Origin of the sequence: Lysobacter sp. TY2-98, assembly GCF_003367355.1 — a bacterium.
Taxonomy (GTDB): domain Bacteria; phylum Pseudomonadota; class Gammaproteobacteria; order Xanthomonadales; family Xanthomonadaceae; genus Cognatilysobacter.
Genome location: NZ_CP031413.1, coordinates 656,066 through 681,117 on the forward strand (window position 1 = coordinate 656,066; position 25,052 = coordinate 681,117).

25 protein-coding genes and 1 pseudogene are annotated in these 25,052 nt (G+C 68.7%); 10 read left to right on the forward strand and 16 right to left on the reverse strand.

The features are described from left to right. Positions 1-36: 36 nt before the first annotated feature. The 5 genes from lptB to DWG18_RS03210 are packed head-to-tail and all read right to left on the reverse strand — an operon-like array spanning position 37 to position 3,389. A complete protein-coding gene (gene lptB, locus DWG18_RS03190; RefSeq protein ID WP_115645342.1) occupies positions 37-756 on the reverse strand; it encodes an LPS export ABC transporter ATP-binding protein in 720 nt (239 codons plus the stop codon). Further along, on the reverse strand, positions 756-1,268 hold the full coding sequence (gene lptA / locus DWG18_RS03195) for a lipopolysaccharide transport periplasmic protein LptA (protein WP_115645344.1): 513 nt from the start codon (positions 1,266-1,268) through the stop codon (positions 756-758). The genes lptB and lptA overlap by 1 nt, the downstream gene beginning before the upstream one ends. Beyond that, positions 1,252-1,809 (reverse strand): LPS export ABC transporter periplasmic protein LptC, encoded by a 558-nt coding sequence (gene lptC, locus DWG18_RS03200; RefSeq protein ID WP_162823682.1) that lies wholly within the window; start codon positions 1,807-1,809, stop codon positions 1,252-1,254. The genes lptA and lptC overlap by 17 nt, the downstream gene beginning before the upstream one ends. Continuing rightward, a complete protein-coding gene (locus tag DWG18_RS03205) occupies positions 1,806-2,375 on the reverse strand; it encodes a phenylphosphate carboxylase subunit delta (protein WP_240318588.1) in 570 nt (189 codons plus the stop codon). The genes lptC and DWG18_RS03205 overlap by 4 nt, the downstream gene beginning before the upstream one ends. 15 nt (positions 2,376-2,390) lie before the next feature. After that, positions 2,391-3,389 (reverse strand): KpsF/GutQ family sugar-phosphate isomerase, encoded by a 999-nt coding sequence (locus tag DWG18_RS03210; RefSeq protein ID WP_115645348.1) that lies wholly within the window; start codon positions 3,387-3,389, stop codon positions 2,391-2,393. Between the two features lie 101 nt (positions 3,390-3,490). Between DWG18_RS03210 and DWG18_RS03215 the strand changes: the two are divergent. Continuing rightward, a pseudogene (locus DWG18_RS03215) lies at positions 3,491-3,706 on the forward strand (BolA family protein); the annotation flags it as partial. Positions 3,707-3,756: 50 nt separating this feature from the next. Next, a complete protein-coding gene (murA, locus tag DWG18_RS03220) occupies positions 3,757-5,013 on the forward strand; it encodes a UDP-N-acetylglucosamine 1-carboxyvinyltransferase (RefSeq protein WP_115645352.1) in 1,257 nt (418 codons plus the stop codon). Positions 5,014-5,077: 64 nt separating this feature from the next. Here murA and DWG18_RS03225 read toward each other — a convergent pair whose 3' ends face one another. The 4 genes from DWG18_RS03225 to purM are packed head-to-tail and all read right to left on the reverse strand — an operon-like array spanning position 5,078 to position 8,174. After that, on the reverse strand, positions 5,078-5,749 hold the full coding sequence (locus tag DWG18_RS03225; RefSeq protein WP_115645354.1) for a DUF3108 domain-containing protein: 672 nt from the start codon (positions 5,747-5,749) through the stop codon (positions 5,078-5,080). 6 nt (positions 5,750-5,755) lie between these two features. Then, positions 5,756-6,460, reverse strand: a complete 705-nt coding sequence (locus tag DWG18_RS03230; RefSeq protein ID WP_115645356.1) for a DUF3108 domain-containing protein — start codon at positions 6,458-6,460, stop codon at positions 5,756-5,758. Continuing rightward, positions 6,457-7,128, reverse strand: a complete 672-nt coding sequence (purN, locus tag DWG18_RS03235) for a phosphoribosylglycinamide formyltransferase (RefSeq protein WP_115645358.1) — start codon at positions 7,126-7,128, stop codon at positions 6,457-6,459. The genes DWG18_RS03230 and purN overlap by 4 nt, the downstream gene beginning before the upstream one ends. After that, positions 7,128-8,174 carry a phosphoribosylformylglycinamidine cyclo-ligase gene (gene purM / locus DWG18_RS03240; protein ID WP_115645360.1) on the reverse strand — a complete coding sequence of 349 codons (1,047 nt, stop codon included), beginning with the start codon at positions 8,172-8,174 and terminating at the stop codon, positions 7,128-7,130. The genes purN and purM overlap by 1 nt, the downstream gene beginning before the upstream one ends. A 124-nt stretch (positions 8,175-8,298) precedes the next feature. On the opposite strand from purM, the gene DWG18_RS03245 reads away from it, so the two are divergent. The 4 genes from DWG18_RS03245 to DWG18_RS03260 are packed head-to-tail and all read left to right on the forward strand — an operon-like array spanning position 8,299 to position 11,689. Continuing rightward, on the forward strand, positions 8,299-9,378 hold the full coding sequence (locus DWG18_RS03245; protein WP_115645362.1) for a DUF2066 domain-containing protein: 1,080 nt from the start codon (positions 8,299-8,301) through the stop codon (positions 9,376-9,378). A gap of 13 nt (positions 9,379-9,391) precedes the next feature. Beyond that, positions 9,392-10,534 (forward strand): AI-2E family transporter, encoded by a 1,143-nt coding sequence (locus DWG18_RS03250; RefSeq protein ID WP_115645364.1) that lies wholly within the window; start codon positions 9,392-9,394, stop codon positions 10,532-10,534. Next, the gene (gene hda, locus DWG18_RS03255; RefSeq protein ID WP_115645366.1) at positions 10,534-11,262 is read left to right on the forward strand and encodes a DnaA regulatory inactivator Hda; all 729 of its coding nucleotides are present in this window, start codon (positions 10,534-10,536) and stop codon (positions 11,260-11,262) included. The genes DWG18_RS03250 and hda overlap by 1 nt, the downstream gene beginning before the upstream one ends. 13 nt (positions 11,263-11,275) lie before the next feature. Then, a complete protein-coding gene (locus tag DWG18_RS03260) occupies positions 11,276-11,689 on the forward strand; it encodes a hypothetical protein (protein ID WP_115645368.1) in 414 nt (137 codons plus the stop codon). A 3-nt stretch (positions 11,690-11,692) separates the two neighbouring features. Here DWG18_RS03260 and murU read toward each other — a convergent pair whose 3' ends face one another. The 4 genes from murU to cysG form a co-directional block, all read right to left on the reverse strand. Further along, positions 11,693-12,400, reverse strand: a complete 708-nt coding sequence (gene murU, locus DWG18_RS03265) for an N-acetylmuramate alpha-1-phosphate uridylyltransferase MurU (protein ID WP_115645370.1) — start codon at positions 12,398-12,400, stop codon at positions 11,693-11,695. After that, entirely contained in the window at positions 12,397-13,395 is a 999-nt protein-coding gene (locus DWG18_RS03270) for a phosphotransferase (RefSeq protein ID WP_115645372.1), read from the reverse strand. Before DWG18_RS03270 ends, murU begins: the two co-directional genes overlap by 4 nt. Before the next feature lie 132 nt (positions 13,396-13,527). Further along, a complete protein-coding gene (cysK, locus tag DWG18_RS03275; protein WP_115645374.1) occupies positions 13,528-14,502 on the reverse strand; it encodes a cysteine synthase A in 975 nt (324 codons plus the stop codon). Positions 14,503-14,604: 102 nt separating this feature from the next. Continuing rightward, on the reverse strand, positions 14,605-16,062 hold the full coding sequence (gene cysG, locus DWG18_RS03280) for a siroheme synthase CysG (RefSeq protein WP_240318589.1): 1,458 nt from the start codon (positions 16,060-16,062) through the stop codon (positions 14,605-14,607). Positions 16,063-16,312: 250 nt separating this feature from the next. Between cysG and DWG18_RS03285 the strand changes: the two genes are divergently transcribed. Beyond that, the gene (locus DWG18_RS03285; protein WP_115645378.1) at positions 16,313-17,299 is read left to right on the forward strand and encodes a LysR family transcriptional regulator; all 987 of its coding nucleotides are present in this window, start codon (positions 16,313-16,315) and stop codon (positions 17,297-17,299) included. 60 nt (positions 17,300-17,359) lie between these two features. Next, positions 17,360-17,695 (forward strand): YciI family protein, encoded by a 336-nt coding sequence (locus tag DWG18_RS03290; protein WP_115645380.1) that lies wholly within the window; start codon positions 17,360-17,362, stop codon positions 17,693-17,695. Positions 17,696-17,701: 6 nt separating this feature from the next. On the opposite strand, the gene DWG18_RS03295 is transcribed toward DWG18_RS03290, so the two are convergent. The 3 genes from DWG18_RS03295 to DWG18_RS03305 all read right to left on the reverse strand — a co-directional run bounded on the left by DWG18_RS03295 (position 17,702) and on the right by DWG18_RS03305 (position 22,019). Then, positions 17,702-18,445, reverse strand: a complete 744-nt coding sequence (locus tag DWG18_RS03295) for a phosphoadenylyl-sulfate reductase (protein WP_115645382.1) — start codon at positions 18,443-18,445, stop codon at positions 17,702-17,704. Then, entirely contained in the window at positions 18,442-20,145 is a 1,704-nt protein-coding gene (cysI, locus tag DWG18_RS03300; protein ID WP_115645384.1) for an assimilatory sulfite reductase (NADPH) hemoprotein subunit, read from the reverse strand. Before cysI ends, DWG18_RS03295 begins: the two co-directional genes overlap by 4 nt. An 83-nt stretch (positions 20,146-20,228) precedes the next feature. Next, entirely contained in the window at positions 20,229-22,019 is a 1,791-nt protein-coding gene (locus DWG18_RS03305; protein ID WP_115645386.1) for an assimilatory sulfite reductase (NADPH) flavoprotein subunit, read from the reverse strand. Between the two features lie 231 nt (positions 22,020-22,250). On the opposite strand from DWG18_RS03305, the gene cysD reads away from it, so the two are divergent. Together cysD and cysN are read left to right on the forward strand one after the other, a co-directional pair. Continuing rightward, on the forward strand, positions 22,251-23,159 hold the full coding sequence (gene cysD, locus DWG18_RS03310; protein ID WP_115645388.1) for a sulfate adenylyltransferase subunit CysD: 909 nt from the start codon (positions 22,251-22,253) through the stop codon (positions 23,157-23,159). Beyond that, positions 23,159-25,042 carry a sulfate adenylyltransferase subunit CysN gene (gene cysN / locus DWG18_RS03315; protein WP_115645390.1) on the forward strand — a complete coding sequence of 628 codons (1,884 nt, stop codon included), beginning with the start codon at positions 23,159-23,161 and terminating at the stop codon, positions 25,040-25,042. The genes cysD and cysN overlap by 1 nt, the downstream gene beginning before the upstream one ends. The last annotated feature ends 10 nt before the right edge of the window (positions 25,043-25,052 follow it).

Consider the following 25,052-nt stretch of genomic DNA (forward strand, 5'->3'; position numbering starts at 1 on the left):
AGCCGTGGAAGCCGCCGCCGGTCGGGCGCTGCAGCTTTACAGTCGGAATGTTTCGCCGAGATACACGCGACGCACATCCGGATTCGCCAGAATCGAATCGGGCGAGCCCTGCGCAAGCACCACGCCCTCGTTCAGGATGTAGGCGCGGTCGCAGATGCCGAGCGTCTCGCGTACGTTGTGATCGGTGATGAGCACGCCGATGCCGCGCTCGGTGAGATGGCGCACGATACGCTGGATTTCGCCGACCGAAATCGGGTCGACGCCGGCGAACGGCTCGTCGAGCAGCATCATGCGCGGGCGTGCGGCGAGTGCGCGCGCGATCTCGACGCGCCGACGTTCGCCACCCGACAGGCTCGCGCCGATCTGGTCGGCAACGTGCGTGACCTGCAACTCGTCGAGCAGCGAGGCGAGCTCGCGCTCGCGGCCCTTGCGATCGAGATCATTGCGCAGCTCGAGCACCAGCCGGATGTTGTCGGCGACGCTGAGCTTGCGGAACACCGACGGCTCCTGCGGCAGGTAGCCGACGCCGTGCTTCGCGCGTGCGTACATCGGCTGCGCGGTGATGTCCTTCCCGTCGAGCAGGATCTGGCCTGCATCGGCGGGCACCAGGCCGACGATCATGTAGAAGCAGGTCGTCTTGCCGGCGCCATTCGGGCCGAGCAGGCCGACGACTTCGCCGGCTTCGAGCGTCAGCCCGAAGTCGCGGACGACCTCCCGCGACTTGTACTTCTTCCGCAACCCCTCGGCGCGCAGCATCAGGGCGTGCCTGCGTTGTTCTTCGGGAGGATGTGCATCTTTACGCGACCGCCGCCGGCGGCGGCACCGCTCGCGACCTGACCGGTCTTCATGTTGTAGTTCACGCGATCGCCGGTGAGCGTGCCACGCGTCTGCTGCACGGTGACGTTTCCGGAGAGCACGACGACATCCGCCTTCATGTCGTAGTCCGCTGCGGCGGACGTCGAACTCATCGGCGTGCCATCGTCGAGCTGCTGGCTCATCTTGACCGGGCCGCCGCGCAGTACCGCGCGCACGGCCTCGCCGTTGACCATCGTGATTTCTGCGGTGCTCGACGTGATGCGCAGCGTGCCCTGCGTGATCGTCACGCCGCCGCTGAGTACCGTGGGCCTGCTGTCGTCGGTCGAATACACGGCGGAGCCGCCTTCGATGTCGATGGCCTGGCGACGATCGCTCGAGCGCGCAAACGCGGCGCCCGCAACGGACAGCAGGACGAGCGCGACGACGGGCGCGAGGTTACGGCGACTTTTCATAACGGGCCTTGAAATTCCTGAGCTCCACGACGCGGTCGTCGAGCTTCGCGTCCATGCCGTGGCCATTGAGTATAAGTCCCGGCTGCTTGACGCTGACCGCGACCTTGGACGTCGCGCGCTTTGCATCGGGAAAGACGTCGAGTTCCTGCGTTTCCATGCGTACGGCCTGGCCGTTCGGCTTGGTGCTCAGTGCGTGGACATCGCCGCGCAGGCGGATCTCGTCGCCCTTGGCGGAGACCCATCCGGTCTTGGAGTCGATCGTCCACGGCGTGCCCGACGTGCCTGCGCGCGGCGGGATGATGAAGACCGGCGTCGCCAACGAAAGCGTGCGCTCGTCGGGATCGCGCGTGAGCTTGGGCGCGCGCAGGGTGAACGACTCCTGGCCCTGTGCATCGAGCGAGACCAGTTCGAAGTCGTGCAGCGTGTAGTCCGAACGGCCCGACTCGAGCGGCAGATCCGCATTGTGCTGGCGCCACAACGACGTGCCGATCAGGATCGCCGCCGCGAGCAGGACGGGACCGAGGATGAGGCGACCGTTCACGCCTGCGCTCCCAGTTCGACCGGTGCATCGGCGAGCAGCGCGTCCAGGATCGGATGCACGCGGTCCTGCGCCTCGAGGAGGAAATCGCAGAACTCGCGCGCGGCGCCGCGACCGCCGTCGCGCTGTGCGCGGAACGCGGCGTCGCGTGCAACCCAGTCGTGCGCATCGGCCGGGCAGGCCGAGAGACCGACGCGACGCATCACCTTGAGGTCGGGCAGGTCGTCGCCCATGAACGCGACGTCGTCCAGCGCGAGGCCGAGCGTTTTCGCGATGCCTTCGACGCAGGCGAGCTTGTCGCCGATACCCGAGCACGCGCGTACCCCGAGTTCGGCTGCGCGGCGTTCGACTGCGGGGCTCGTGCGTGCGGTGACCAGTGCGACCTCGATGCCTGCGCGACGCAGCAGCACGAGGCCCTGACCGTCGTGCACGTGGAAGGCTTTCGATTCACCGCCGGCGCTGTCGTAAACGAGACGGCCGTCGGTGAGCGTGCCGTCGACGTCGAAGCACGCGAGGCGCACGCGTCGGGCGCGGTCGCGCAGATCGGCGAGGGCGGGGGAAGGGATCATCATGCGTATCGGCCCTTAAACCACCCGGGCGCGCAACAGGTCGTGAATGTTGAGAGCGCCGACGACGCGTCCCTCACCGTCCACCACCAGCAGGCCGTTGATCTTGTGCTGCTCCATGACGTGCGCGGCTTCGACGGCGAGGACATCGGCACCGATCGTGCGCGGCTGGCGCGTCATCACCTGTTCGATCGTCGCGCTGCGCAGGTCGAGCTGTGTGTCGTCGAGTGTGCGGCGCAGGTCGCCGTCGGTGAACACGCCGAGCAGGCGGCCCGTCTCATCCGCAACCGCGGTGAGACCTAGGCGCTTGCGGCTCATCTCGACCAGCGCTTCGCTGACGGACGCGCTGGGGCGAACGACGGGCAGGTCGTCGCCTGCGTGCATGACGTCGGCGATGTGCAGTAGCAGACGGCGGCCCAGCGCACCGGCGGGATGCGAGCGTGCGAAGTCGTCGGCGGTGAAGCCGCGCGCCTCGAGCAGCGCGACGGCGAGTGCGTCGCCCATCGCGAGGGAGGCGGTGGTGCTGGAGGTCGGCGCGAGATGCAGCGGGCAGGCTTCGGCGGGAACGGACACGTCGAGGTGCACGTCGGCTTCGCGCGCCATCGTCGACGCCGGGCGGCCCGTCATCGCGATCACCAGGTTGCCCTGGCGCTTGAGCACCGGCATCAGCGTGAGGATCTCGTCGCTCTCGCCGGAGTAAGAAAGGGCGAGCACGACATCGGCGTCGGTGATCATGCCGAGGTCGCCGTGCGCGGCTTCACCCGGATGCACGAAGAACGCGGGCGTACCGGTCGAGGCCAGCGTCGCGGCGATCTTGCGCGCGATGTGGCCCGACTTGCCCATGCCGATGCAGACCACGCGGCCGCGGGCTTGCAGCACCAGGCGGCAGGCTTCGGCGAAGCCGCCGTCCAGGCGCGCGGAAACAGCAGCCAGCGCCTCGGCCTCGACGGCAAAGACGCGGCGGCCGCTGGCCGGGAAATCGATGTCGCCGTGCGCCGGCGCGATGGGATCCGCCATTTCGGACAGGGGGGCTTTCCGCTAGGCTAAGTCGCCCAGTTTAAGCGGTCCGGCCGGTCCACGCCCGTGGCACCCTCTCCCCGCCGTTTCCAAGGCATTCCGTGAATCCCGAAACCATCCGCCAACTCATCGAGCAGGGCCTGCCCGGCGCGCGCGCCGACGTCCGGGGCGACGACGGCGTCCACTTCGAGGCCACCGTCGTCAGCGACGCCTTCCGCGGCAAGCTCCCGCTGGCCCGCCACCGCATGGTCTACGCGACGCTGGGCGACCGCATGGGCGGCGAGATCCACGCGTTGCAGCTCAAGACCGTGACCCCGAGGAAGCCGGCGCCGCCGGCTGAGCCTCCCACCTCTTCCAGACCCTCTCCATGCAGAAGATCGTTGTCGAAGGCGGCACGCCGCTGAACGGCGAAGTCCGTATTTCCGGCGCCAAGAACGCCGTCCTGCCGATCCTCTGCGCGACGCTGCTCGCCGACGGTCCGGTCACCCTGCACAACGTGCCGCACCTGCACGATGTGCATACGACGACGCGGCTGCTCGCCGAACTCGGCGCGCGCGTGGGCGACGGCGGCCCCGGCGTCGTCACCGTCGACCCGACCACGGTGCACAGCCAGGTCGCCCCGTACGAGCTCGTCAAGACGATGCGCGCGTCCGTGCTGGTGCTCGGGCCGTTGCTGGCGAAATACGGCCACGCCGAGGTGTCGCTGCCCGGTGGCTGCGCGATCGGCTCGCGTCCGGTTGACCTGCACATCAAGGGCCTGCAGGCGCTCGGCGCGCAGATCACCGTCGAGAACGGCTTCATCAAGGCGCGCGCGGACAAGCTCGTCGGCGCCCGCCATGTGTTCGACATCGTGAGCGTCGGTGCGACCGAGAACGTGCTGATGGCCGCGGTGCTCGCCGAAGGCCGCACCGTGATCGAGAACGCGGCGATGGAGCCGGAGATCATCGATCTCGCGGACTGCCTGGTCGCGATGGGCGCGAACATCACGGGCGCGGGCACGGGCCGCATCGTGGTCGAAGGTGTGGAGCGCCTGCACGGCGGCGAACACACCGTCGTCGCCGATCGCATCGAGGCCGGCACGTTCCTCGTCGCCGCGGCGATGACCGGCGGTCGCGTCACGCTCACGCATGCGCGTCCCGACACGATGGATGCCGTGCTCGACAAGCTCAAGGAAGCCGGCGCCGAGCTGGACTGCGATGGCGACCGCATCACCATCGACATGAAGGGGCGTCGCCCCAAGCCGGTGAACATCACGACGATGCCGCACCCCGGCTTCCCGACCGACATGCAGGCGCAATTCATGGCGCTCAACTGCATTGCCGACGGCGTCGCGGTGATCAACGAAACGATCTTCGAAAACCGCTTCATGCACGTCAACGAGCTGCTGCGCCTCGGCGCGGACATCCACGTCGACGGGCATACCGCGGTGGTGCGTGGCGTCGCACGCCTGAGCGGCGCGCCGGTGATGGCGACGGACCTGCGTGCGTCCGCGTCGCTGATCCTTGCCGGCCTCGTCGCCGACGGAGCGACGACGATCGACCGCATCTACCACCTCGATCGCGGCTACGAGAACATCGAGCAGAAGTTGTCCGGTCTGGGTGCGAAGATTTCGCGCATCCGCTGAGCGAACTCCGGCCACGAAAAAGCCCCGCCGAAGCGGGGCTTTTTTCTTTGCGCGTTCGGCGCGATTACTGCGCGATGCGCAGATCGATCGTGTCGCCGCCGTTGACCTGCATGATGCGCACCGGCACCGGCACGCCAGGCACCACCCACAGCGTGACCTTCTTGTCGCCCGAGGTGCTGACCACCTTGGTCGCCTGCTGCGACTTGCCGCCGACCGTGACGTTCTCCTTGCCCGCGATCGAATAGGTCAGATCGCGCGCCTTGCCATTCTCGACCAGGCGATAACGCAGCGGCTTGCCGGCCACGGCGTCGCGCGCGATCGCGATGTTCACGAGCAGCGCGTCCAGATCACCCTTCTGCAACTTGATCGGGCCCGCACGGTCCGGCTTCACGTCACCCGACCACGTCGCGACGCCTCTCGACCAGTCGTACGTCGCCTTCTTGTTCGACTTCTTGATCAGCAGCTTGTTGCTGTCGCTGCCCGAGAGCGGGCGCAGCACGCCGTCGGCTTCGTCGAACACCGTGGTCTGCACGAGGTCGGCGAGCTGGTTGCGGATTTCCAGCGTGTAGCGCCACTGGCCGTTGCCGGCGGATTCGATCGCCATGCGACCGGTCGCCTTCATGCCCATGTAGTCCGCCTGGTAGGCCGCGTTGAAAGGCTGTGCGGCGAACGCGGGCAACGCGGCGAGGGCGAGCGAGGCGGCCAGTACGGCGCCGCGGAGGAACGTCTTCGTCATGTCGGATCAGGCTCCCTTGTATTCGATGAGGCGGAGGTCGTACGTGTCCTCGCCGTTTTCACGCTGCAGGATGCGGATCGGCGTCGGAACGCCTTCCGCGACCCAGATGGAGGTCTGCTCGTCACCCGATTGCACACGGTCGACGCGCAACGCGCTGTACTGCAATTCCCCGACGCTCATCGTTTCCGGATCCGTCGCCACCGTGTAGCGCTGGAGGCGCGCACGACCGCTGTCGACGTACCGGTACTGGAGCGTCTGCCCCGGCTGGGCGTCCCGGATCACCGCGAGGTTGATCAGCAGGCCGCTCATGTCGCCGGGTTGCAGTGGCACCGGCGCCTGGCGGGTCTTCTTCACGTCCCCGGTCCAAGTCGCACGTTGCGAGGTCCAATCGTAGACACCGGTAGTCTGCCGGCGTGTGAACAGCATCTTCCGCAGCGTGCTCTGCGAAAGCGGGCGATAGGTGCCGTTCACTTCGTCGAAGACGGTGCTCTGCTGCGCGTTCAGGCCCGCGAGGCCGATCAGCCCCTTGCCGTCCATGACCAGGTCGACGCGCCAGCGGTCGCCCGACGGCACGACCTCGAGCGTGGCCACGCCGAGGTTGTGGCCGCCGCGATAGACGTCGTAGGTCGCGTGGAAGGTCTGCACGGCGGCGGCGGGTGCGCTCGCTGCGAGCAGGGCGAAGCCGAAAGCGAGCGTCGCGATGCGGTTCATGCGTCGATCTCCCGAAGGTCCATGCCCGCGAGGCGCAACGGGGCGCGCAGCGGGCGACCATCGAACTGTACGGACGTGCCGTCGAGACAAAGCCGACGCGCGCTGAACAGCTGCAGCGTGGCGATCAGAAGCGGGTGTTCGCGATCGAGCACACGCGCGGCGAGCGCGTCCACATCGTCACTCTCCAGGACCGGAACGGTTGCCTGCGCGATCACCGGGCCGCCGTCGAGTTCGGCGGTGACGAAATGCACGCTGCAACCGTGTTCGGCGACCCCGTCGGCCAATGCCTGCGCATGCGTGTGCAGGCCCTTGTGCCGCGGCAGCAGCGACGGATGGATGTTGATCATTCGGCCGTGCCAGGCCTCGACCTCGGCGACGCCGAGCAGGCGCATGTAGCCGGCGCAGACGATGAGGTCGGGCCGAACGGCGGCGACTTCGGCGAATAGCGCGGCGTCGAACGCGTCGCGTGTTTCGAAGGACTTTGGCGAGACGGCGATCGCCGGAATGCCGGCGTTGCGCGCGCGTTCCAGCGCGATGGCCTTGCGGCGATCGGAGAACACACCGACGACGGACGCATCGAGCGCGCCGTCGCCGATCGCATCGAGGATGGCCTGGAGATTGCTGCCGCGGCCGGAGGCGAGGACCGCCAGTCGCAGGGGCGCGATCATCAGCCGATGCGCACGCGCTCGCCGTCCGCGCGCACGACGCGGCCGATCTCGCGATGCGCCAACCCGAGGCGCTGCAGGTCGGTCGACACCGCGCCCACGTCGCCCGGTGCGACGACCAGCACGAAGCCGACGCCGCAGTTGAACGTGCGCCACATTTCCTCGTCGGCGACCGCGCCTTCGCGCTTGAGCCACTCGAACACCGGCGGCAGCACGATCGCGCTGGCGTCGATGTCGAGGCCGAGGCCTTCCGGGATCACACGGATGATGTTCTCGGTGAGGCCGCCGCCGGTGATGTGCGCCATCGCGTGCAGGTCGTGCTTGCCGAGCAGTTCCAGGATCGGCTTGACGTACAGCTGCGTCGGCGCCATCAGTGCGTCGACCAGCTTCACGCCGCCGACGTCGAGATCGGCGGGGCGGCCGGCGCGGTCGTAGATCTTCCGCACCAGCGAATAGCCGTTCGAATGCGGACCGCTGGAGGCGATGCCGATCAGCGCGTCGCCCTCGCGCACCTTCGCGCCGTCGAGGATCTTCGATTTCTCCACCGCGGCGACGCAGAAACCGGCGAGGTCGTATTCGCCCGGCGCGTACATGTCGGGCATCTCGGCCGTCTCGCCGCCGATCAGCGCGCAGCCGGAGAGTTCGCAGCCCTTGGCGATGCCACCGACGACGGCGACGGTCGTGTCGACGTCGAGCTTGCCCGTCGCGAAGTAGTCGAGGAAGAACAGCGGCTCGGCACCCTGCACCAGTACGTCGTTCACGCACATGGCGACCAGGTCGATGCCGATGGTGTCGTGTCGATTGAGCTGCTGCGCCAACTTGAGCTTGGTGCCGACGCCGTCGGTGCCGGAGACCAGCACCGGCTCCTTGTACTTGCCCGACAGGTCGAACAGCGCGCCGAAGCCGCCTAGGCCGCCCATCACCTCGGGGCGGAAACTGCGCTTCACCAGCGGCTTGATGCGCTCGACGAGCTCGTTGCCCGCGTCGATGTCGACGCCCGCCTCGCGGTAGGTGAGCGGGGCACGGTCGGGGGCGTTCGACTGGGACACGGTGGTCTCGAAGGCGTCGGGGAAGCCCGCGATTCTACCAGCCGCGCCCGGTCGGACCGGCCGCCGTGGACGGCCCGCCGGCAGTCCGGCACCATGTCCGGCCAGTCCACGAGCTCCCCCGGCGATGGCGCGCACGTATCGACTTCTCACCGTTCTCCTGTTCCTCGCCGCATTCAGCACGGCGACCTTCGCGCAGCGCGTCGAAGGCGACCGCGCCCAGGCCGCCGGCGCGTACGCGACGGAAGTCGTCGTCACCAACCAGGGGGATGCGCAGCGCAATACCGGCTTCGCGCGCGGCCTGCTGCAGATCCTGCAGCGCATGACCGGCGATCGCGCGGTCAACCAGCGCCCCGGCGTCGGTGAAGAACTGCGCAACGCGAAGACCTACGTCGACCACTACGACTACCGTCAGGACGAAGGGGTCAGTGCGACCGGCGCGCCCTCGTTCAACACGACCCTCGTCGTGCAGTACGACGCGAAGAAGGTCGACGACATGATCGCGACGCTGGGCCTGCCGATGTGGCCGCAGCCGCGGCCGAAGCCGGTGCTGTGGCTCGCCATCGACGACGGCTCGGGCCCGCGCCTGGTTGGCCTCGACAAGTCCAACGCCGCGCGTCCGGTACTCGATCGCGCCAAGCAGCGTGGTTACGCACTTGGCCTGCCGGCGGGCAACGCGGCGGAGCAGGCGCTGGTGGGTTCGATCTGGCGCGGTGACGCCGCGGCGATCTCGCGCGCCTCGGCCAAGTACGCGCCGCCCATGCAGCTGATCGGCAAGCTCTACCGCACCGTTTCCGGCGGCTGGCAGGCGGAGTGGGTGTTCCTCGACAACGGCAAGCAGCTCGCCAAGACCGCCACCTACGATCGTGACGCTCGCCGCGCGATGGCGGGCGGCGCGGACGTCGCAGCCGACGCCCTCATCCGCAAGTACGCGCGTCCCGGCCGGGCCCTCGGGCCGGCGGGCACGTACACGGTCACCTTCACCGGCGTGAACAGCACGGACGACTTCATCCGCCTGGCCGCCTACCTCGAGAAGATGGCCGTGGTGAAGCGCGCGACGCCGGTGCGCGCCACTGCGGACGGGCTCGTCTATGAACTCGAACTCGTCAGCGGCGTGCAGGGCTTCTCGCGCATCGCCGCGCGCGATGGCGTGATCGAACCCGTCGGCGATGACGACGACTCGACCACCACGTTCCACCTGCGTTGACGGATCGCCGCTGATGGACAACGCCGCGCCGCTGGAGGACATCGCACGTTTCCTGCGACGCCTGCAGTGGGCGGCGGTCGTCGTTGCCGCGTTGTGGTTGCTCGGCATGCTGGCGCCGGTGCTCACGCCGTTCGTGATCGCCGCGCTGCTGGGCTGGCTGGGCGATCCCGTGGTCGACCGCCTCGAAGCGCGTGGGCTCTCGCGCGGTGCGGCGGTCGGCATCGTCTTCAGCGTGATGACGCTGATCTTCGTGCTCGTACTGCTCCTGGCGTTGCCGATCGTGCAGCGCCAAGTGCTGACGCTGGTCGATTCGCTGCCGACGTACAGCGCATGGATCGGCAGCACGCTGGTGCCGTGGGTCGAAGCGCATACGCGCATCGACGTCGACCGCTATCTCGACGTCGGCTACCTGACCAATCTCGTGCGTGAGCACTGGCAGAGCGCCAGTGGCATCGCGGCGACGGTCCTCGGCTACGTGACGCGTTCGGGCTCGATGCTCATCGGCATTCTCGTCAACGCGGTGCTGGTGCCGGTGCTCGCGTTCTTCTTCCTGCGCGATTGGGATGCGCTGGTCGCACGCATCGCTTCGCTGATTCCGCCGCGTCACCTGCCGGTCGTCACGCGCCTGGCGAAGGAGTCCGACGCGGTGCTCGGCGGCTTCCTGCGCGGGCAGTTCATGGTGATGCTGATCCTCGGCGTCATGTATGCGGTGGGTCTGGAAATCGTCGGGCTCGACCTCGGCATCCTGATCGGCATGGTCGCCGGCATGCTCACGTTCGTGCCCTATGTTGGGCCGGCGAGCCTGCTGACGTTCGGCGGCATCGCTGCGCTGGTGCAGTTCGGCGACTGGCAGCATTTCGGCGGTGTGCTCATCGTGTTCGTCGTCGGCCAGCTTCTCGAAAGCTACTGGTTGACGCCAAAGTTCGTCGGCAACCGCATTGGCCTGCATCCGATGGCGGTGATCTTCGCGGTGCTCGCAGGGGGCCAACTGTTCGGTTTCCTCGGCATGCTGCTGGCGCTGCCGTTGGCGGCTGTGGTCAACGTGTTGCTGCGCTATGCGCAGGAGCGCTATCGCGCGAGCCGCCTCTACGGCGCCGAGCCGTCGCCGATCGTGATCGTCGAATCGTCGCCGGGCGCGGAGTCCGGCCCCGGCTGATGGAGACGCCGCGTCACGTGCCGCAGCTGCCGCTGGCGCTGCGGTCGCCGCCGGATCAGCGGCTCGAAACGTTCGTAGGCGCGCCGGACGGCGCGATCGCCTTGCTCGATGCGTGTGCGTCGGGCGGGGCCAACGACTGGGTGTTCGTCAGCGGCCCGACCGGCGCCGGCAAGACGCATCTGCTGCTCGGCGCCTGCGCGCGCGCGATGGCGGCACAGCGACGTCCTGCCTATCTCTCGCTGACGAGTGCCGCCGGGCGACTGCGCGATGCGCTCCAGGCGTTCGAAGGGATGGACCTGGTGACGCTCGACGACCTCGACGCGATCGCTGGCCATCGCGACGACGAGGTCGCGCTGTTCGATTTCCACAACCGTGCACGATCGCAGGGCGCGAACGTCGTCTACACGGCGACGGCGCGTCCCGACGCGCTGTCACTCGTGCTGCCGGACCTGCGTTCGCGGCTGGGCCAGTGCATCGGCGTTCCCTTGGCGCCGCTGGACGACGACGGACGGCGCGACGTCCTGCGACAGCGCGCACAGCGCCGCGGCCTCGGCGTCGACGACGCTGCGCTGGACTGGCTGATGCGCCGCGTCGGACGCGACCTCGGCAGTCTCACGCAGTTGTTCGACCAGCTTGATCGCGCGGCCCTTGCCGCGCAGCGCCGCCTCACCGTGCCATTCCTGCGCGAAACGCTCGGTCGCGAGCCGGACGCGCGCCCCGACTCCTGACCGCGAGACTGCCATGACCCTGCGCCTCGATATCGCTCCCGCACCCGCCACCGTCCGGGACTACGCCGAGGACGCGGTGCGCAACATGCAGGCGATGTACGGCGTCCGTCTCGATTATTCGGTCGGCTCGCTCGCGCACGTCGATCGCGTGCTTGCCGAATGGCGCGAGGGCGGTGCGCCGCTCGAGGCGATCAACAAGTCGCTCTACGCGTTCGGCAGCTATGCCGGCGAAGTGCTGCGCGAGCAGGAGCCGGGACGATGGATCGAGCCGCCGCGCGTGGACCATGGCAGCATCGATACGTTGTTCCTGTTCGTACGCCTGTTCGACGGCCGCGAATGGCCGGCGATCGCGCGGACTGTCGATGCCTTCCTCGATCCGGACGCGCCGAAGCTGCACACGTCGCTGACGACGCTGCTCGCGACCTGACGCTCAACCCCCGCGCAGCGCGGCGTCCAGGGTCTGCAGGCGTTCGGGCGTGCCGACGTCGGTCCATGCACCGTGGTGGTGTTCGCCGGTGACGTCTTCCTCGCGCATCGCCACGCGCAGCAGCGGTGCCAGCTTGAAACGGGGCGGCGTGTCGTTCGCGCCCGGCGCATCGCCGATGATCGCGCGCCAGCCGTCGAACAGCTCGCGGCGGTACACGCCGATGCCGGAGAACGTGTAGCGCGGCACGCCTTCGCTGCGCACGAGGGGACCGTCGAGCGCGAAGTCGCCGCCTTCGTTGTGTGCCGGGTTGTCGACGAGCACGAGGTGTGCGAGGCCGTCTGGATCGCGAGGAAGCTTCGTGAAGTCGTAGTCGGTCCAGATGTCGCCATTGACCGCGATGAAGGGTGCACCGTCCGGCGCGAGCTCGGCCAGCGCGTTCCACATGCCGCCGCCGGTTTCTAGCGGCGTGGGTCCTTCATAGACGTAGCGCAGGCGCAGGCCGAAGCGGCGGCCGTCGCCGAGCGTTTCCCCGAACTTCGGGGCGAGCCAGCTGGTGTTGACAATGACCTCGTCGACGCCGATCGCGGCGAGCTTTTCGAGGTGCCACGCGATCAGCGGTTTGCCGCCGGCTTCGAGCAACGGCTTGGGCGTGGTGAGCGTGAGCGGGCGCATGCGCTCGCCGAGGCCTGCGGCCAGGACGAGCGCCTTCATGCGAAGTGCGGGCGCACGCGGCGCTCGATCACGCGCGCGAGCGGCGCGAGTTCCGGGTAGCGCGGCAGCACGCCGTCGAGGTACGCGACGAAGCGCGGCGCGTCTTCGAGGTACTTCGGCTTGTGATCGCGATGGTTGAGGCGCGCGAAGATGCCGAGCACCTTGAGGTGGCGCTGCACGCCGATCAGGTCGGCGTCGCGACGAAAGCGCGCGAAGGCAGGCACCGGCAGGCCGGCTTCCGTCGCACGGCGGTGGTAGTCGACCAGCCACGCATCGACGCGCGCCTCGGGCCAACTCAGGAATGCGTCCTTGAACAGGCTGAGCGCGTCGTACGCGACGGGGCCGACGACGGCGTCCTGGAAGTCCAGCACGGCGGGGCCGTAGCGATCGTCCGTCGGCATCAGGTTGCGCGGCATGAAGTCGCGATGCACCAGCACCTTCGGCTGCGCGAGCGCGGCATCGATCAGCACGCGATAGGCGGCGTCGAGATTTTCCTGATCGTCGCAGTCGAGTTCGTGGCCGAGATGGCGCGTGAGGAACCACTCGTCGAACAGGCGCAGTTCGCGCGTGAGCAGTGCTTCGTCGTAGTGCGGAAGGTCGGCGGGTGGCGTGATCGCCTGGATTTTCAGCAGCTGTGTCACCGCGTCGTCGAAGAGCTCGTCGGCGTTCGTGTCGGCGATGACGTGCAGGTAAGTCTGCGCGCCGAGATCCTCCAGCAGCAGGAACCCGTGCTCGACGTCGCGCGCGAGCACGCGCGGAACGCGCACGCCGCCGGCTTCGAGCACGTCGCGCAGCGCGAGCCAGGGGCGCACGTCCTCCTTGTCGGGCGGCGAATCCATGACGATGCGCGTCGGCGATTCGCCGACGGTGCGCCAGTAGCTGCGGAAACCGGCGTCCGCCGAGGCGGCGACCAGGTCGATGTGGCCGTGGCCGGTCGCGGACCGGGCCCAGTCGAGGCGCGTCTGTTCACGCGCCGGGTTGCTGCTGGACGTCATTCGATCTCCGCGCGGCGACGGCCGCGGCCCGACAGGGTAGCGGGCGCGGGCGGTGCATTGAATGGCGGCGCCGAAAAACGCGACGGCCGCCGGACTTCGTCGCAGCGGCCGTTGCGTGGGCGGAGCGGGCGATCAGGGCAGGCGGGTATCGCCGCCCGCGGCCAGCCAGTCGTCGTCCGAACCCTCTGCGATGCCTTCGAACAGGATGGTCGACAGGTAGCGCTCGCCGGTGTCGGGAAGCATGGCCAGCAGCACCGAACCCTCGGGTGCCGACTCCGCGACGCGCAGTGCGGCAGCGGCCGTCGCGCCCGCGGAGATGCCGACGAAGATGCCTTCCTCCGCGGCGAGGCGGCGCGCGGTGTCGCGGGCGAGCACGTCGTCGATCTTGAGGATGTCGTCGGCGATCGAGCGGTCGAGCACCTCGGGCACGAAGTCCGGCGTCCAGCCCTGGATCTTGTGCGGCTGCCATTGATCGCCCGACAGCAGCGCGGCACCCGCGGGTTCCGCGGCGATCACCTTGATGCCGGGACGCGCGAGCTTGAGCACCTGGCCGGCGCCGGTCATGGTGCCGCCCGTGCCCCAGCCGGTGACGAAGTAATCGAGCCGCTGGCCGGCGAAATCGCGCAGGATTTCCGGGCCTGTGGTGTTGCGGTGGTAGGCGGGATTTGCCTCGTTCTCGAACTGGCGCGCCAGGAACCAGCCGTGCTTGTCGGCAAGTTCCTTCGCCTTGCGCACCATGCCGGTGCCGCGTTCCGCGGCCGGCGTCAGGATCACCCTCGCGCCGTAGACACGCATGAGCTTGCGGCGCTCGATCGAGAACGAATCGGACATCACCGCGACGAACTTGTAGCCGCGTGCGGCCGCGACCATCGCGAGCGCGATGCCCGTGTTGCCGGATGTCGCTTCGACGATGGTGTCGCCGGGCTTGAGCAGGCCGCGCTGTTCGGCGTCGAGCACGATGGCGAGGGCGAGGCGGTCCTTCACCGAACCGCCGGGGTTGAACGATTCCACCTTGGCGTAGAGCGTGACGTTCTTGGGGGCGATGCGGTGCAGGCGAACGATCGGCGTGCTGCCGACGGTGTCGAGGATGCTGTCGTAGAGGGCCATGGGATCGGGTGGTCAGGGGGAAGGGCTAGCGTGCCGCCAGCGCGGGCGAGGCGGCGTGCCGCTGGTCGAATGCCGTGTGCCGGCGATGGCGGCGACATCGCCTCATGCGGCCGCCTGGAGTGCGGGTTCGCGTTGCAGCGGCGGTGCGCCGAACCAGTGCAGCGAGGTGGCGAGCGCGGCCACCTCGCCGACGATCAGCAGCGCGGGTGACTGCACGGCGTGCGCGTCGACCAGCGCGCCCAGCGTCGCGAGCGTGCCCGTCACCACCCGCTGCGTCGGCTGGGTGCCGTTTTCCACAATGGCGATCGGTGTGGACGCGACTAGGCCGTGCGCGACCAACCGAGCGGAGACGCGTTTGGCGCTGGCCACGCCCATGTAGATCGCGAGCGTCTGTCGCGGCTTGGCGAGCGAAGTCCAGTCGGGCTCATTGCCGTCGTCCTTGGCGTGCGCAGTAACGAAATGCAGCGATTGCGCGTGCTCGCGGTGCGTCAGCGGGATGCCGGCATAGGCAGCGCAGGCGAGGGCAGCGGTGACGCCCGGCACCACTTCGAAGTCGATGCCGTGGGCGGCCAGCGCTTCGAGTTCCTCGCCGCCGCGTCCGAACACGAACGGATCGCCGCCCTTCAATCGCACGACGGTGCGGCCGGCCTGCGCGTGTTCGAGCATCAGCGCGTGGATGCGTGCCTGCGTGTCGTGATGCGCGGACGTAGCGTTCGCGCCGCCGGCGCGCTTGCCCACGTCGATGAACTCTGCATCGCGACGTACGCGGGCGAGCACGTCGTCGCCAACGAGGTGGTCATGCAGAACGACGTCCGCCTGCGACAGCACGCGCAAGGCACGCAGCGTCAGCAGGCCGGCGTCGCCCGGGCCGGCGCCGACGAGGATGACGCGGCCACGGGTCTGCGTCGGTGTGTCGGCGAGCAGTGCGCGCAGGCGCTCGCGTGCATCGCGCTCCCGGCCGGCACGCAGTAGGTCGCCGATGTCGCTTGCGATCACGCGCTCGAAGAACGCGCGGCGTGCGGCGATGTCGGCGAAGCGCGCGCGGATCACGCGGCGATAGCGCGTCAGCAGCGTCGCCAGCGACGACCAGCTTTCGTCGAGCTGCGTTTCCAGGGTCTCGCGCAGATGGCGCGCGAGCATCGGCGCGCCGCCGCCGCTGGAGATCGCGACCTGCAGCGGGCCACGTTCGACGCGCGCCGGCATCTGCACGCTGGAGAGCTCCGCGTCGTCGACCACATTCGCCCAGATGCGGCGTGCTTCCGCGGCGTCGGCCACGGCACGATTGACGTTGCGATCGTCCGTCGCGGCAACGACGAGCCAGGCGTCGTCGAGCCAGGCCTCATCGAATGTCCCGCGCACGTGTTCGACGTGCCCGGTGTCGACCAGGGCCTGCACGGTGTCGACGAGCTCCGGCGCGCCGACCCGCACCGTCGCCCCGCCGTCGAGCAGCGCTGCGATCTTCCGCCGCGCCACGAGGCCCCCGCCCACGACCAGCACCCGGCGGCCGCGGAGGTCGAGGAAGAGGGGAAACAGCGGCGTGGAACCGGGCGTTGCGGACACGGTGGCGTTCCGGAGAGCGGATGACGGCACCGTAGGGCGCGGGAGCGGCGCGGCGAAATGATGCGTCGCCACCCCCTCATGCCGGCCCGGCATGAGCGACTGGACACAGGGCCGGGCGACGACTAGGGTAGGCATCGCTCTATACGGATCGAGAGATGGATATGACGACCAAACGATTTTGCTGCCGCATGTGTCGCCCCGTACGACTGCCGTCCGCCGTCCTCCGACCCCGACCGTCCGCGCCGCCGCCATGACCCTCGCCCAACTCCGCTATCTCGTCGCCATCGCCGATTCCGGCCTCAACATCACCGTCGCCGCCGAGCGCGTGCATGCCACGCAGCCGGGGCTGTCCAAGCAGTTGAAGCAGCTCGAGGACGAGCTCGGCTTCCTGCTGTTCTCCCGCAAGGGACGTTCTCTCGACTCGATCACGCCCGCTGGCCAGCAGGTGCTGGCGCATGCGCGTCGCCTGCTCGCCGAAGCCGCGAACATCCGCGCCTACGCCGCCAATGTCCGCGGTGATGCGCAGGGCCGCCTCGTCATCACCACCACGCATACGCAGGCGCGCCACGTGCTGCCGGGTGCGATCGCGCAGGTGCGGCAGGCGTATCCGCAGATGAGCGTGCACCTGCAGCCGAGCGGCGAAGGCGAAGTGCTCGACCTGCTCGCGCGCGGCGAGGCGGATGTCGCGGTGATCAGCACGTCGGGCGAGACGCCTGCCGGCGGCATCGCCGTGCCGCTGTTCCGCTGGAAGCGCGTGGTCCTCGTGCCGCGCGAACATGCGCTGGCGTCGTCGTCCGGAGTGCCGTCGCTCGATGCGCTGTCGGCGTTTCCGTTGGTCAGCTACGAGTCTTCAGTGCGTGCGGACTCGTCGTTGCGTCGCGCGTTCGCGCAGCGCGGTCTGGAACCGCGCATCTCGATGACGGCGCGTGATGCGGATCTCATCAAGACGTACGTGCGCGCCGGACTCGGCGTCGGCCTGCTCGCCGAGATGGCGGTGGGCGACACCGACCTCGAGACGCTGCACGCGCTGCCCGCGCCGGCTGAAGTGCCCGAGTGTGTCGCGTGGGCCGTCCTGCCGCGCGAACGCGTGCTGCGCGATTACACACTGTCGCTGCTCACGGCGGTCGCACCGCAGCTCGATCGCACGGATCTGCGCCGTGCCGTCGCCGGCACCGACGATCCGAAGTGGCCGACGCCACCGGCCTGGGCCGCGCTGCGCGGCTCCATCGCCGCCTAGCGACGTGCCGCGAACATCAGCGGGCGCACTCTGCGGGCGTCATCCCGAGGAGGCGCGCGCATGAAGTTCCTGTGCCTGGCTTACGGCAGTGGTGCCGACTGGAAGAAGCTCACGCCCGCCGAGCAGAACACGCTGCTCGCGGCCGACCAGCGCATCCGCGATCGCGGCGCGTTCATCTCCGCGGTTGAAGAACAGGCCACGACGGTGACCGCATGGGATGGCACGCCCAAGACCGACGCCCATCCGTTCGCGATGTCGCGCGTGCCGCTGGCGGGCTTTTCGATCATCGAAGCGAAGGACGTCGACGAAGTCGTGCGACTCGTCGCCGACACACCCTGCGCCCGCGCCGGCGGTGCGATCGAGATTCGACCCTTGCTGGACACCTCGTCGCACTGACGCGCGTCACGCCGCGCGGCCTTCGGTCCCCCACGCGTCATGCAGGCCGCATTCGCGCTTGAGGCCAAAGAAGCGCGTGTCCTCTTCGCTCATGCCGGCTTCGAGCGGACGCGTGGTGTGCACGTCGCCGATCGAGACATAGCCTTCGTGCCACAGCGGGTGGTAGGGCAGCTCGTGCTTGCGGAGGTAGTCGTAGACGTCGCGATCGCTCCAGTCGGCGATCGGATGCAGCTTCCAGCGGCCGTCGCGGAGTTCGAGGACGTCGATGTCCGTGCGCGAACGCGCCTGGCTGCGACGAAGGCCGGCGATCCAGCAGCGCACGCCGAGATCACGCAGCGCACGTTGCATCGGCTCGACCTTGCGCAGGCGGTTGTAGCGTTCGAGCCCATCGAGGCCCTGTTCCCACAGGCGGCCGAACCGCGCTTCCATCCACGCGATGCCGATCTGCGGCCGTACGACGTGCAGGTTGAGAGAAAGTCGCTCCGTCATTTCGTCGACGAACCGGTACGTCTCCGGGAACAGATAGCCCGTGTCGACGAGGATGACCGGCAGGTCGGGGCGCTGTGCCGTGGCGAGGTGCAGGCTCACCGCCGCCTGTGCACCGAAGCTCGACGACAGCGCATGGCCGCCCGACAGGTTTTCCAGCGCCCAGGCGACGCGCGCCTCGGCAGTCTGCGTCGCAAGCCACGTGTTGAGTTCCGCGAGCGCGCGCGGGGACTCGGCGGCAGTGAGTGCGTCGGGCGTGGTCACGCGGCCGCCTCCTGCAATGCGATCGCGATGGGGCGCGGCGGGTCGATCACGCGCGCGCGCACGAGGAAATCACCGAAGCGTTCGGCGGGCAGGCGCTCGGCGGCGTAGCGTGCGAGCAGCGGATCTAGCGCTTCGACGATGCCGGTTTGGTCCACGTTCTCCCGATATGTCGTGTTGAGCCGCTGGCCGCGATGGTCCGCGCCCAGCCGCAGCGCGTATCGGCCCGGCGCTTTGCCCACGAGCGCGACTTCGCCGAGATAGGGGCGCGAGCACCCGTTGGGGCAGCCGCTGATGCGCAGGTGGATCGGCGCGTCGCACAGGCCGTGGCGATCGAGCAGCGCTTCGAAGGTGTCGATGAACGAGGGCAGGTAGCGCTCGGCCTCCGCCATCGCCAGCCCGCAGGTCGGCAGTGCGACACAGGCGATGGCGGCAAGGCGCGATGGCGTCGCGCGTGCGTGGGTGTCGAGTCCGTGCGCGGCGACCAGTGCGTCCACCTGCGCGCGATGCGCGGCGTCGACGTTGGCGACGACCAGGTTCTGGTTTGGCGTGAGGCGCAGCTGGGCGCCGTCGATGTCCTGAAGGAGCTGGGCGATCTCGCGCACGCCGGTCTGCAGCGCGCCGTCAGTGCCGTCCTGGAGGCGACCCGACAGGATGCGAAGGGTCAGATGCGCACGTCCGTCATGGCCGTCGACCCAGCCGAAACGGTCGCCGTTGTGGTCGAAACGGAAGCTGCGTGCCGGCGCCAGCGCGAAGCCGGCACGACGTTCGACCTCCGCCTTGAGCGCATCGAGACCACGATCGTCGATCGTGTACTTGAGTCGTGCGCGTTTGCGCTGCGCGCGATTGCCCCAGTCGCGCTGCGTGGTCACCACCGCCACCGCTGTCGCGATAACGTCGTGCGGCGCGACGAAGCCGATCACGTCGGCGATGCGTGGATACGTCTCCGGATCGCCATGCGTTGCACCCATGCCACCGCCGACGGCCACGTTGTAGCCGGCGAGGCGACCGCCCTCGATCACCGCGATGAAGCCGAGGTCCTGGGCGAACACATCCACGTCATTGGTCGGCGGCATCGCGAACCCGATCTTGAACTTGCGCGGCAGATAGGCTTCCCCGTAGATCGGGTCTTGTTCCGGCGTGCCGGCGATGCGTTCCTCGTCCAGCCAGATCTCGTGGTAGGCGCGCGTGTTGGGCAGCAGGTGGTCGGACAGCGCGGCGGCCGTTGCATAGACGGTGGCGTGCACGTCGGACTGCAACGGATTCGCCGCGATCGCCACGTTGCGATTGACGTCGCCGCAGGCGGCGAGCGTGTCGACCAGCGCCGCATTGATCGCCTGCATCGTCGCCTTGAGTTCGCGCTTCACGACGCCGTGGAACTGGATCGCCTGTCGCGTGGTGATACGAAGCCCGCGCTCGGCGTAGGTCGATGCGATCGCGTCGAGCTTCAACCACTGCGACGGCGTGATCACGCCGCCCGGCGTGCGCGTGCGGATCATGAACTGGTAGGCGGGCTCGAGCTTCTGCTGGCGGCGCTCTTCGCGCAGGTCGCGATCGTCCTGCTGATAGCTGCCGTGGTACTTGATCAGCGTCTGGTCGTCGTCGGCGATCGCGCCAGTTATCGGGTCGGCGAGGCTGTCGAGCAATGTGCCGCGCAGTGCACGGCTGTTCTTCTTGATGTCTTCGACCGAATGAGCGGTCATGGCGGAGCTCCGTAGGCGGTCTCGAGGCGGCGCGGTGTGTCAGCGTCGACAGCGCATTCGGAGATGTGTGATGGAAGCGGGCATCAGTACACGTCCCGCGCGTAGCGGCCTTCGGCGAGCAGGGCGTCGAGCCAGCCGGCGGCGTCTTCCACGCTGCGGCCGCCGTGGCTCGCCACGATGTCGACCAGCGTCGCGTGCACGTCCTTCGACATCGCAACAGCGCCGCAGATGTACAGATGCGCGCCGCCTTCGAGCCAGGCGTAGACCTCGCGTCCGTGTTCGGGCAGGCGGTGCTGCACGTAGACCTTGTCGCGCTGGTCGCGCGAGAACGCGACATCCAGCCGGTGCAGTCCGCCACGCTTCAGCGCCTGCTGCCATTCGAGCTGGTAGAGGAATTCGCTGCGCGCGTGCGGCGCGCCGAACACGAGCCAGTTACGACCTGTCGCACGGGTCTGGATGCGGTGCTGGACGAAGCCACGAAACGGAGCGACGCCGGTACCCGGGCCGATCATCAGTACGTCGCGCGAACCGTCTTTCGGCAACCGGAAGCGCTCGTTGCGTTCGACGAACGCGCGGGCGGTGTCGCCCGGTTGCAGGCTTGTGAGCAAGTGCGACGCAGCGCCCCAGCGCGTGCGGTCACGGGCGGCGTACTCGACGTGCGCGACGGTGAGATGCGCCTCGTCACCGACTTCGAGTTGCGATGACGCGATCGAATACAGACGCGGTGTCAGCGGTCGCAGCGCCGCCACCAGGTCGGCTGCCGACCACGCACCGCGATGGGCGTGCAGGAGGTCGACCAGCTGGGTCGAGTCGAGCAGCCGTGCAAGGTCGCGCTCGCGGCCGTCTTGCAGCAGCGCGTCGAGTTCGGGCGATCGCGCGCGCTCGGCGTGTCGCGCGACCACCGGTCGCGACAGTCGCGTGACTTCGCGTTCGCGCAGTAGCCAGTCGCGCAGCGGCAGCGTCCGCCCTTTCGCTTCGACCGCGACATCGCCGTCGAGTGAGAGCGTTTCGATGATCTCGTCGACCAGCGCCGGGGGATTCACGGGCCACACGCCCAGTGCGTCGCCGGGTTCGTACGTCAGGCCGGAGCCTTCCAGCGACAGCTCGACGTGGCGGACGTCGCGCAGGGCGCCGCGTCCGGTGATGCGTTGCACGGCGAGGACCGGCGCCGCGAACGGCGCATCGCGATGCACCGCCGGTGACGCATTCGCACGGATCGGCGTGACGGTTGCGAGCGCGGGCATCGGCGCGAGTTCACGCGCCGCGGCATGCGCCGCGTCGAGCCATGGTGTGGCGACGTCGTCGATGTCGAGGTCCGCATCGCCGCGCGCGATCCAGCGACGTGCGCCCAGCGCTTCTAGACGCGCATCGAGCACACGCCCGATCGCGCAGAACTGCGGATAGCTCGAATCGCCGAGGCCAAGCACGCCGAAGCGGAGGTGCTCCAGTCGAGGCGCACGCGAGCCGAGTAGGTGGTCCACGAACGCACGCGAATCGTCGGGCGGGTCCCCGTCGCCCTGCGTGCTGATCACGACGACCAGAAGCGCCTCGGTCTTCAGCTCACGCAGTGGATAGTCGGCCGCGTTGAGCAGGCGCACATCGAGACCGACTTCGCCCAGTCGCGCAGCCACGCGCTCGGCAGTGCGACGCGCGTTCCCGGTCTGGCTGCCGTATACGACGGTAAGGGGCGGTGCCGCTGCCGCTGCCGCCGCGGCCTGCGGCAGGCGCGCGACCCCCGCATCCTGCGCACGGGCCAGCGCCGCGGCGTAGCCCGACAGCCACCACAACGCGTCGCGCCCGAGCCCGTCCGTCAGGCGGTCGAGCAGGTCGACGCGTCCGTCGGGCAGTGGGGCGGGGAGGGGAACGGCGGACATGGCGCGGCAGGTGGCGTCGGGAGGCGCAGGGTCGCGCCGCAACGCTCCGCGCGGAAAGGACGGGCCGTCATGTCCTCATGCCCGGCGCGAACTTCCGGCGCCCCCGCTTGCCGCCGACACTGACGCCCCGAATCGCGATTCATCGACGTGACCCGCCTGACGCCCGTGCCCGGCCTCGACATCGCCCCGAACCGCCATAATCGGCGGGTCCGTCGCCACGCAGTACCGCCGATGCCGTTGCCGTCCCTCAGCCATCTCGATCGCCTCGAGGCCGAAAGCCTGCACATCCTGCGCGAGGTGGCGGCCGGCTTCCGCAATCCGGTGATGCTGTATTCGGTCGGCAAGGACAGTTCGGTGCTGCTGCACCTGCTGCTCAAGGCGTTCCATCCGGCCCGCCCGCCGATCCCGCTGCTGCACGTCGATACGACGTGGAAGTTCCGCGAGATGATCGAGTTCCGCGATCGTCGCGCCGCCGAAACCGGTGTCGACCTGCGCGTGCACACCAATCCCGACGGGCTCGCGCAGGGCGTCGGCCCGATCTCGCATGGCGCGACGGTACACACCGACGTCATGAAGACGCAGGCGCTGAAGCAGGCGCTGGACAAGTACCGCTTCGACGCTGCGATCGGCGGTGCGCGCCGCGACGAGGAGAAGTCGCGCGCCAAGGAGCGCGTGTTCTCGTTCCGCAACCGCCAGCATGCGTGGGACCCGAAGAACCAGCGTCCCGAGCTGTGGAATCTCTACAACACGCGCATCCAGTCAGGCGAATCCGTGCGCGTGTTCCCCCTGTCGAACTGGACCGAGCTCGACATCTGGCTCTACATCTACCGCGAGAAGATCCCGGTGCCGTCGCTGTACTTCGCGGCGGAGCGCCCGATCGTCGAGCGCGAGGGCGCGCTGCTGATGGTGGACGACGAGCGTCTGCCCCTGCGCGACGGTGAGGCGGTGCAGAACCGTCGCGTCCGGTTCCGCACGCTCGGCTGCTATCCGCTCACCGGCGCGATCGATTCCGACGCGGACACGCTCGAAAAGATCATCGCCGAGATGCTCGTTGCCACCACGTCCGAACGCCAGGGCCGCGTGATCGACTACGATCCGTCGGCATCGATGGAGAAGAAGAAGCGCGAGGGCTATTTCTGATGACGCGCCTCGACGACGCGACCGCGACGGTCGCCGCCTACCTCGCCGATCACGAATCCCGTGGCCTGCTGCGTTTCATCACCTGCGGCAGCGTGGATGACGGCAAGAGCACGCTGATCGGTCGCCTGCTGCACGACACGCGCGGCCTGTTCGAAGACCAGCTCAGTGCGCTCGAGAAGGACAGTCGCCGCCACGGGACGCAGGGCGAGCGCATCGACTACGCGCTGTTGCTCGACGGGCTCGAGGCCGAGCGCGAGCAGGGCATCACCATCGACGTCGCCTACCGCTTCTTCAGCACGGCGACACGCAAGTTCATCGTCGCCGACTGCCCGGGCCATGAGCAGTACACGCGCAACATGGCGACGGGCGCATCGACGGCGGATGCCGCGGTCGTCCTCGTCGACGCACGCAAAGGCCTGTTGACCCAGACGCGTCGCCACAGCTACATCTGCTCGCTGCTCGGCATCCGCCACGTGCTGCTGGCGGTGAACAAGATGGACCTCGTCGGCTACGACCGGGCGACGTTCGACGCGATCGATTCCGAATACCGCGAATTGGCGACATCGCTCGGTATCGAGAACGTTACCGCCGTGCCGTTGTCGGCGCTGGAAGGTGACAACCTGATCGCGCGGTCGCAGAACACGCCGTGGTATCGCGGCGCGACGCTGCTGGAATTCCTCGAAACCGTGCCGGTCGACGCGCCAGCCAGCGATCTCGGCTTCCGCCTGCCGGTGCAGTGGGTCAATCGCCCCAACCAGGATTTCCGCGGTTTCGCGGGTACCGTGGCGGCGGGAGCGATCCGCCCCGGTGACGAGATCGTGGCGCTGCCGTCGGGCCGTCGCTCGAAGGTCGCGCGCCTCGTCACCGCCGACGGCGATCTCGACGTCGCCACGCGCGGCCAGGCGATCACGCTCACGCTCGCCGACGAGCTCGACGTCAGCCGCGGCGACGTGATCGCGGATGCGCACGATCCCGCCGAAGTCAGCGACCAGTTCGCCGCCCATGTGCTGTGGCTCGATGCGCAGCCGCTGCTGCCGGGTCGTCCCTACTGGCTGAAGATCGGCGCCCGCGAGGTCGGCGCCAGCGTTACCGAGATCAAGCACAAGATCGACGTGAATACGCAGGACGCGCTGGCCGCCAAGCATCTCGAGATGAACGAGGTGGGCTACTGCAACCTCTACCTCGACACGCCGGTGCCCTTCGAGGCGTATCGCGACAGCCGCGAGCTCGGCGCGTTCATCCTGATCGACCGTCAGACGAACGCGACGGTCGCCGCCGGCACGATCGACTTCGCCTTGCGCCGCGCCGCGAATATCCACTGGCAGCACGTCGACATCGACAAGCAGGCGAGGGCGCGGCTCAAGGGCCAGACGCCGCGCTGCGTGTGGTTCACGGGCCTGTCGGGTTCGGGCAAGTCGACGATCGCGAACCTGGTCGAGAAGCGGCTCGCCGCGATGGGCCTGCACACCTACATCCTCGACGGCGACAACGTGCGCCACGGCCTCAACAAGGATCTGGGCTTCACCGCGGAAGACCGCGTCGAGAACATCCGTCGCGTCGCCGAGGTCGCGAAGCTGATGACCGACGCCGGCCTCATCGTGCTGGTCAGTTTCATTTCGCCGTTCCGCTCCGAGCGTCGCCTCGCACGCGAGCTGTTCGACGACGGCGAATTCCTCGAGGTCTTCGTCGACACGCCGCTCGACGTCGCCGAGTCGCGCGACGTGAAAGGCCTCTACGCCAAGGCGCGCGCCGGCAAGATCCCGAACTTCACCGGCATCGATTCGCCGTACGAGGTCCCCGAGAACGCAGAGCTCGTGCTCGATACCGTGGGCGAGTCGGCGGAGACGCTGGCCGCACGCGTGGTCGACGCGCTGCTGCGTTGATCGCAAGCCT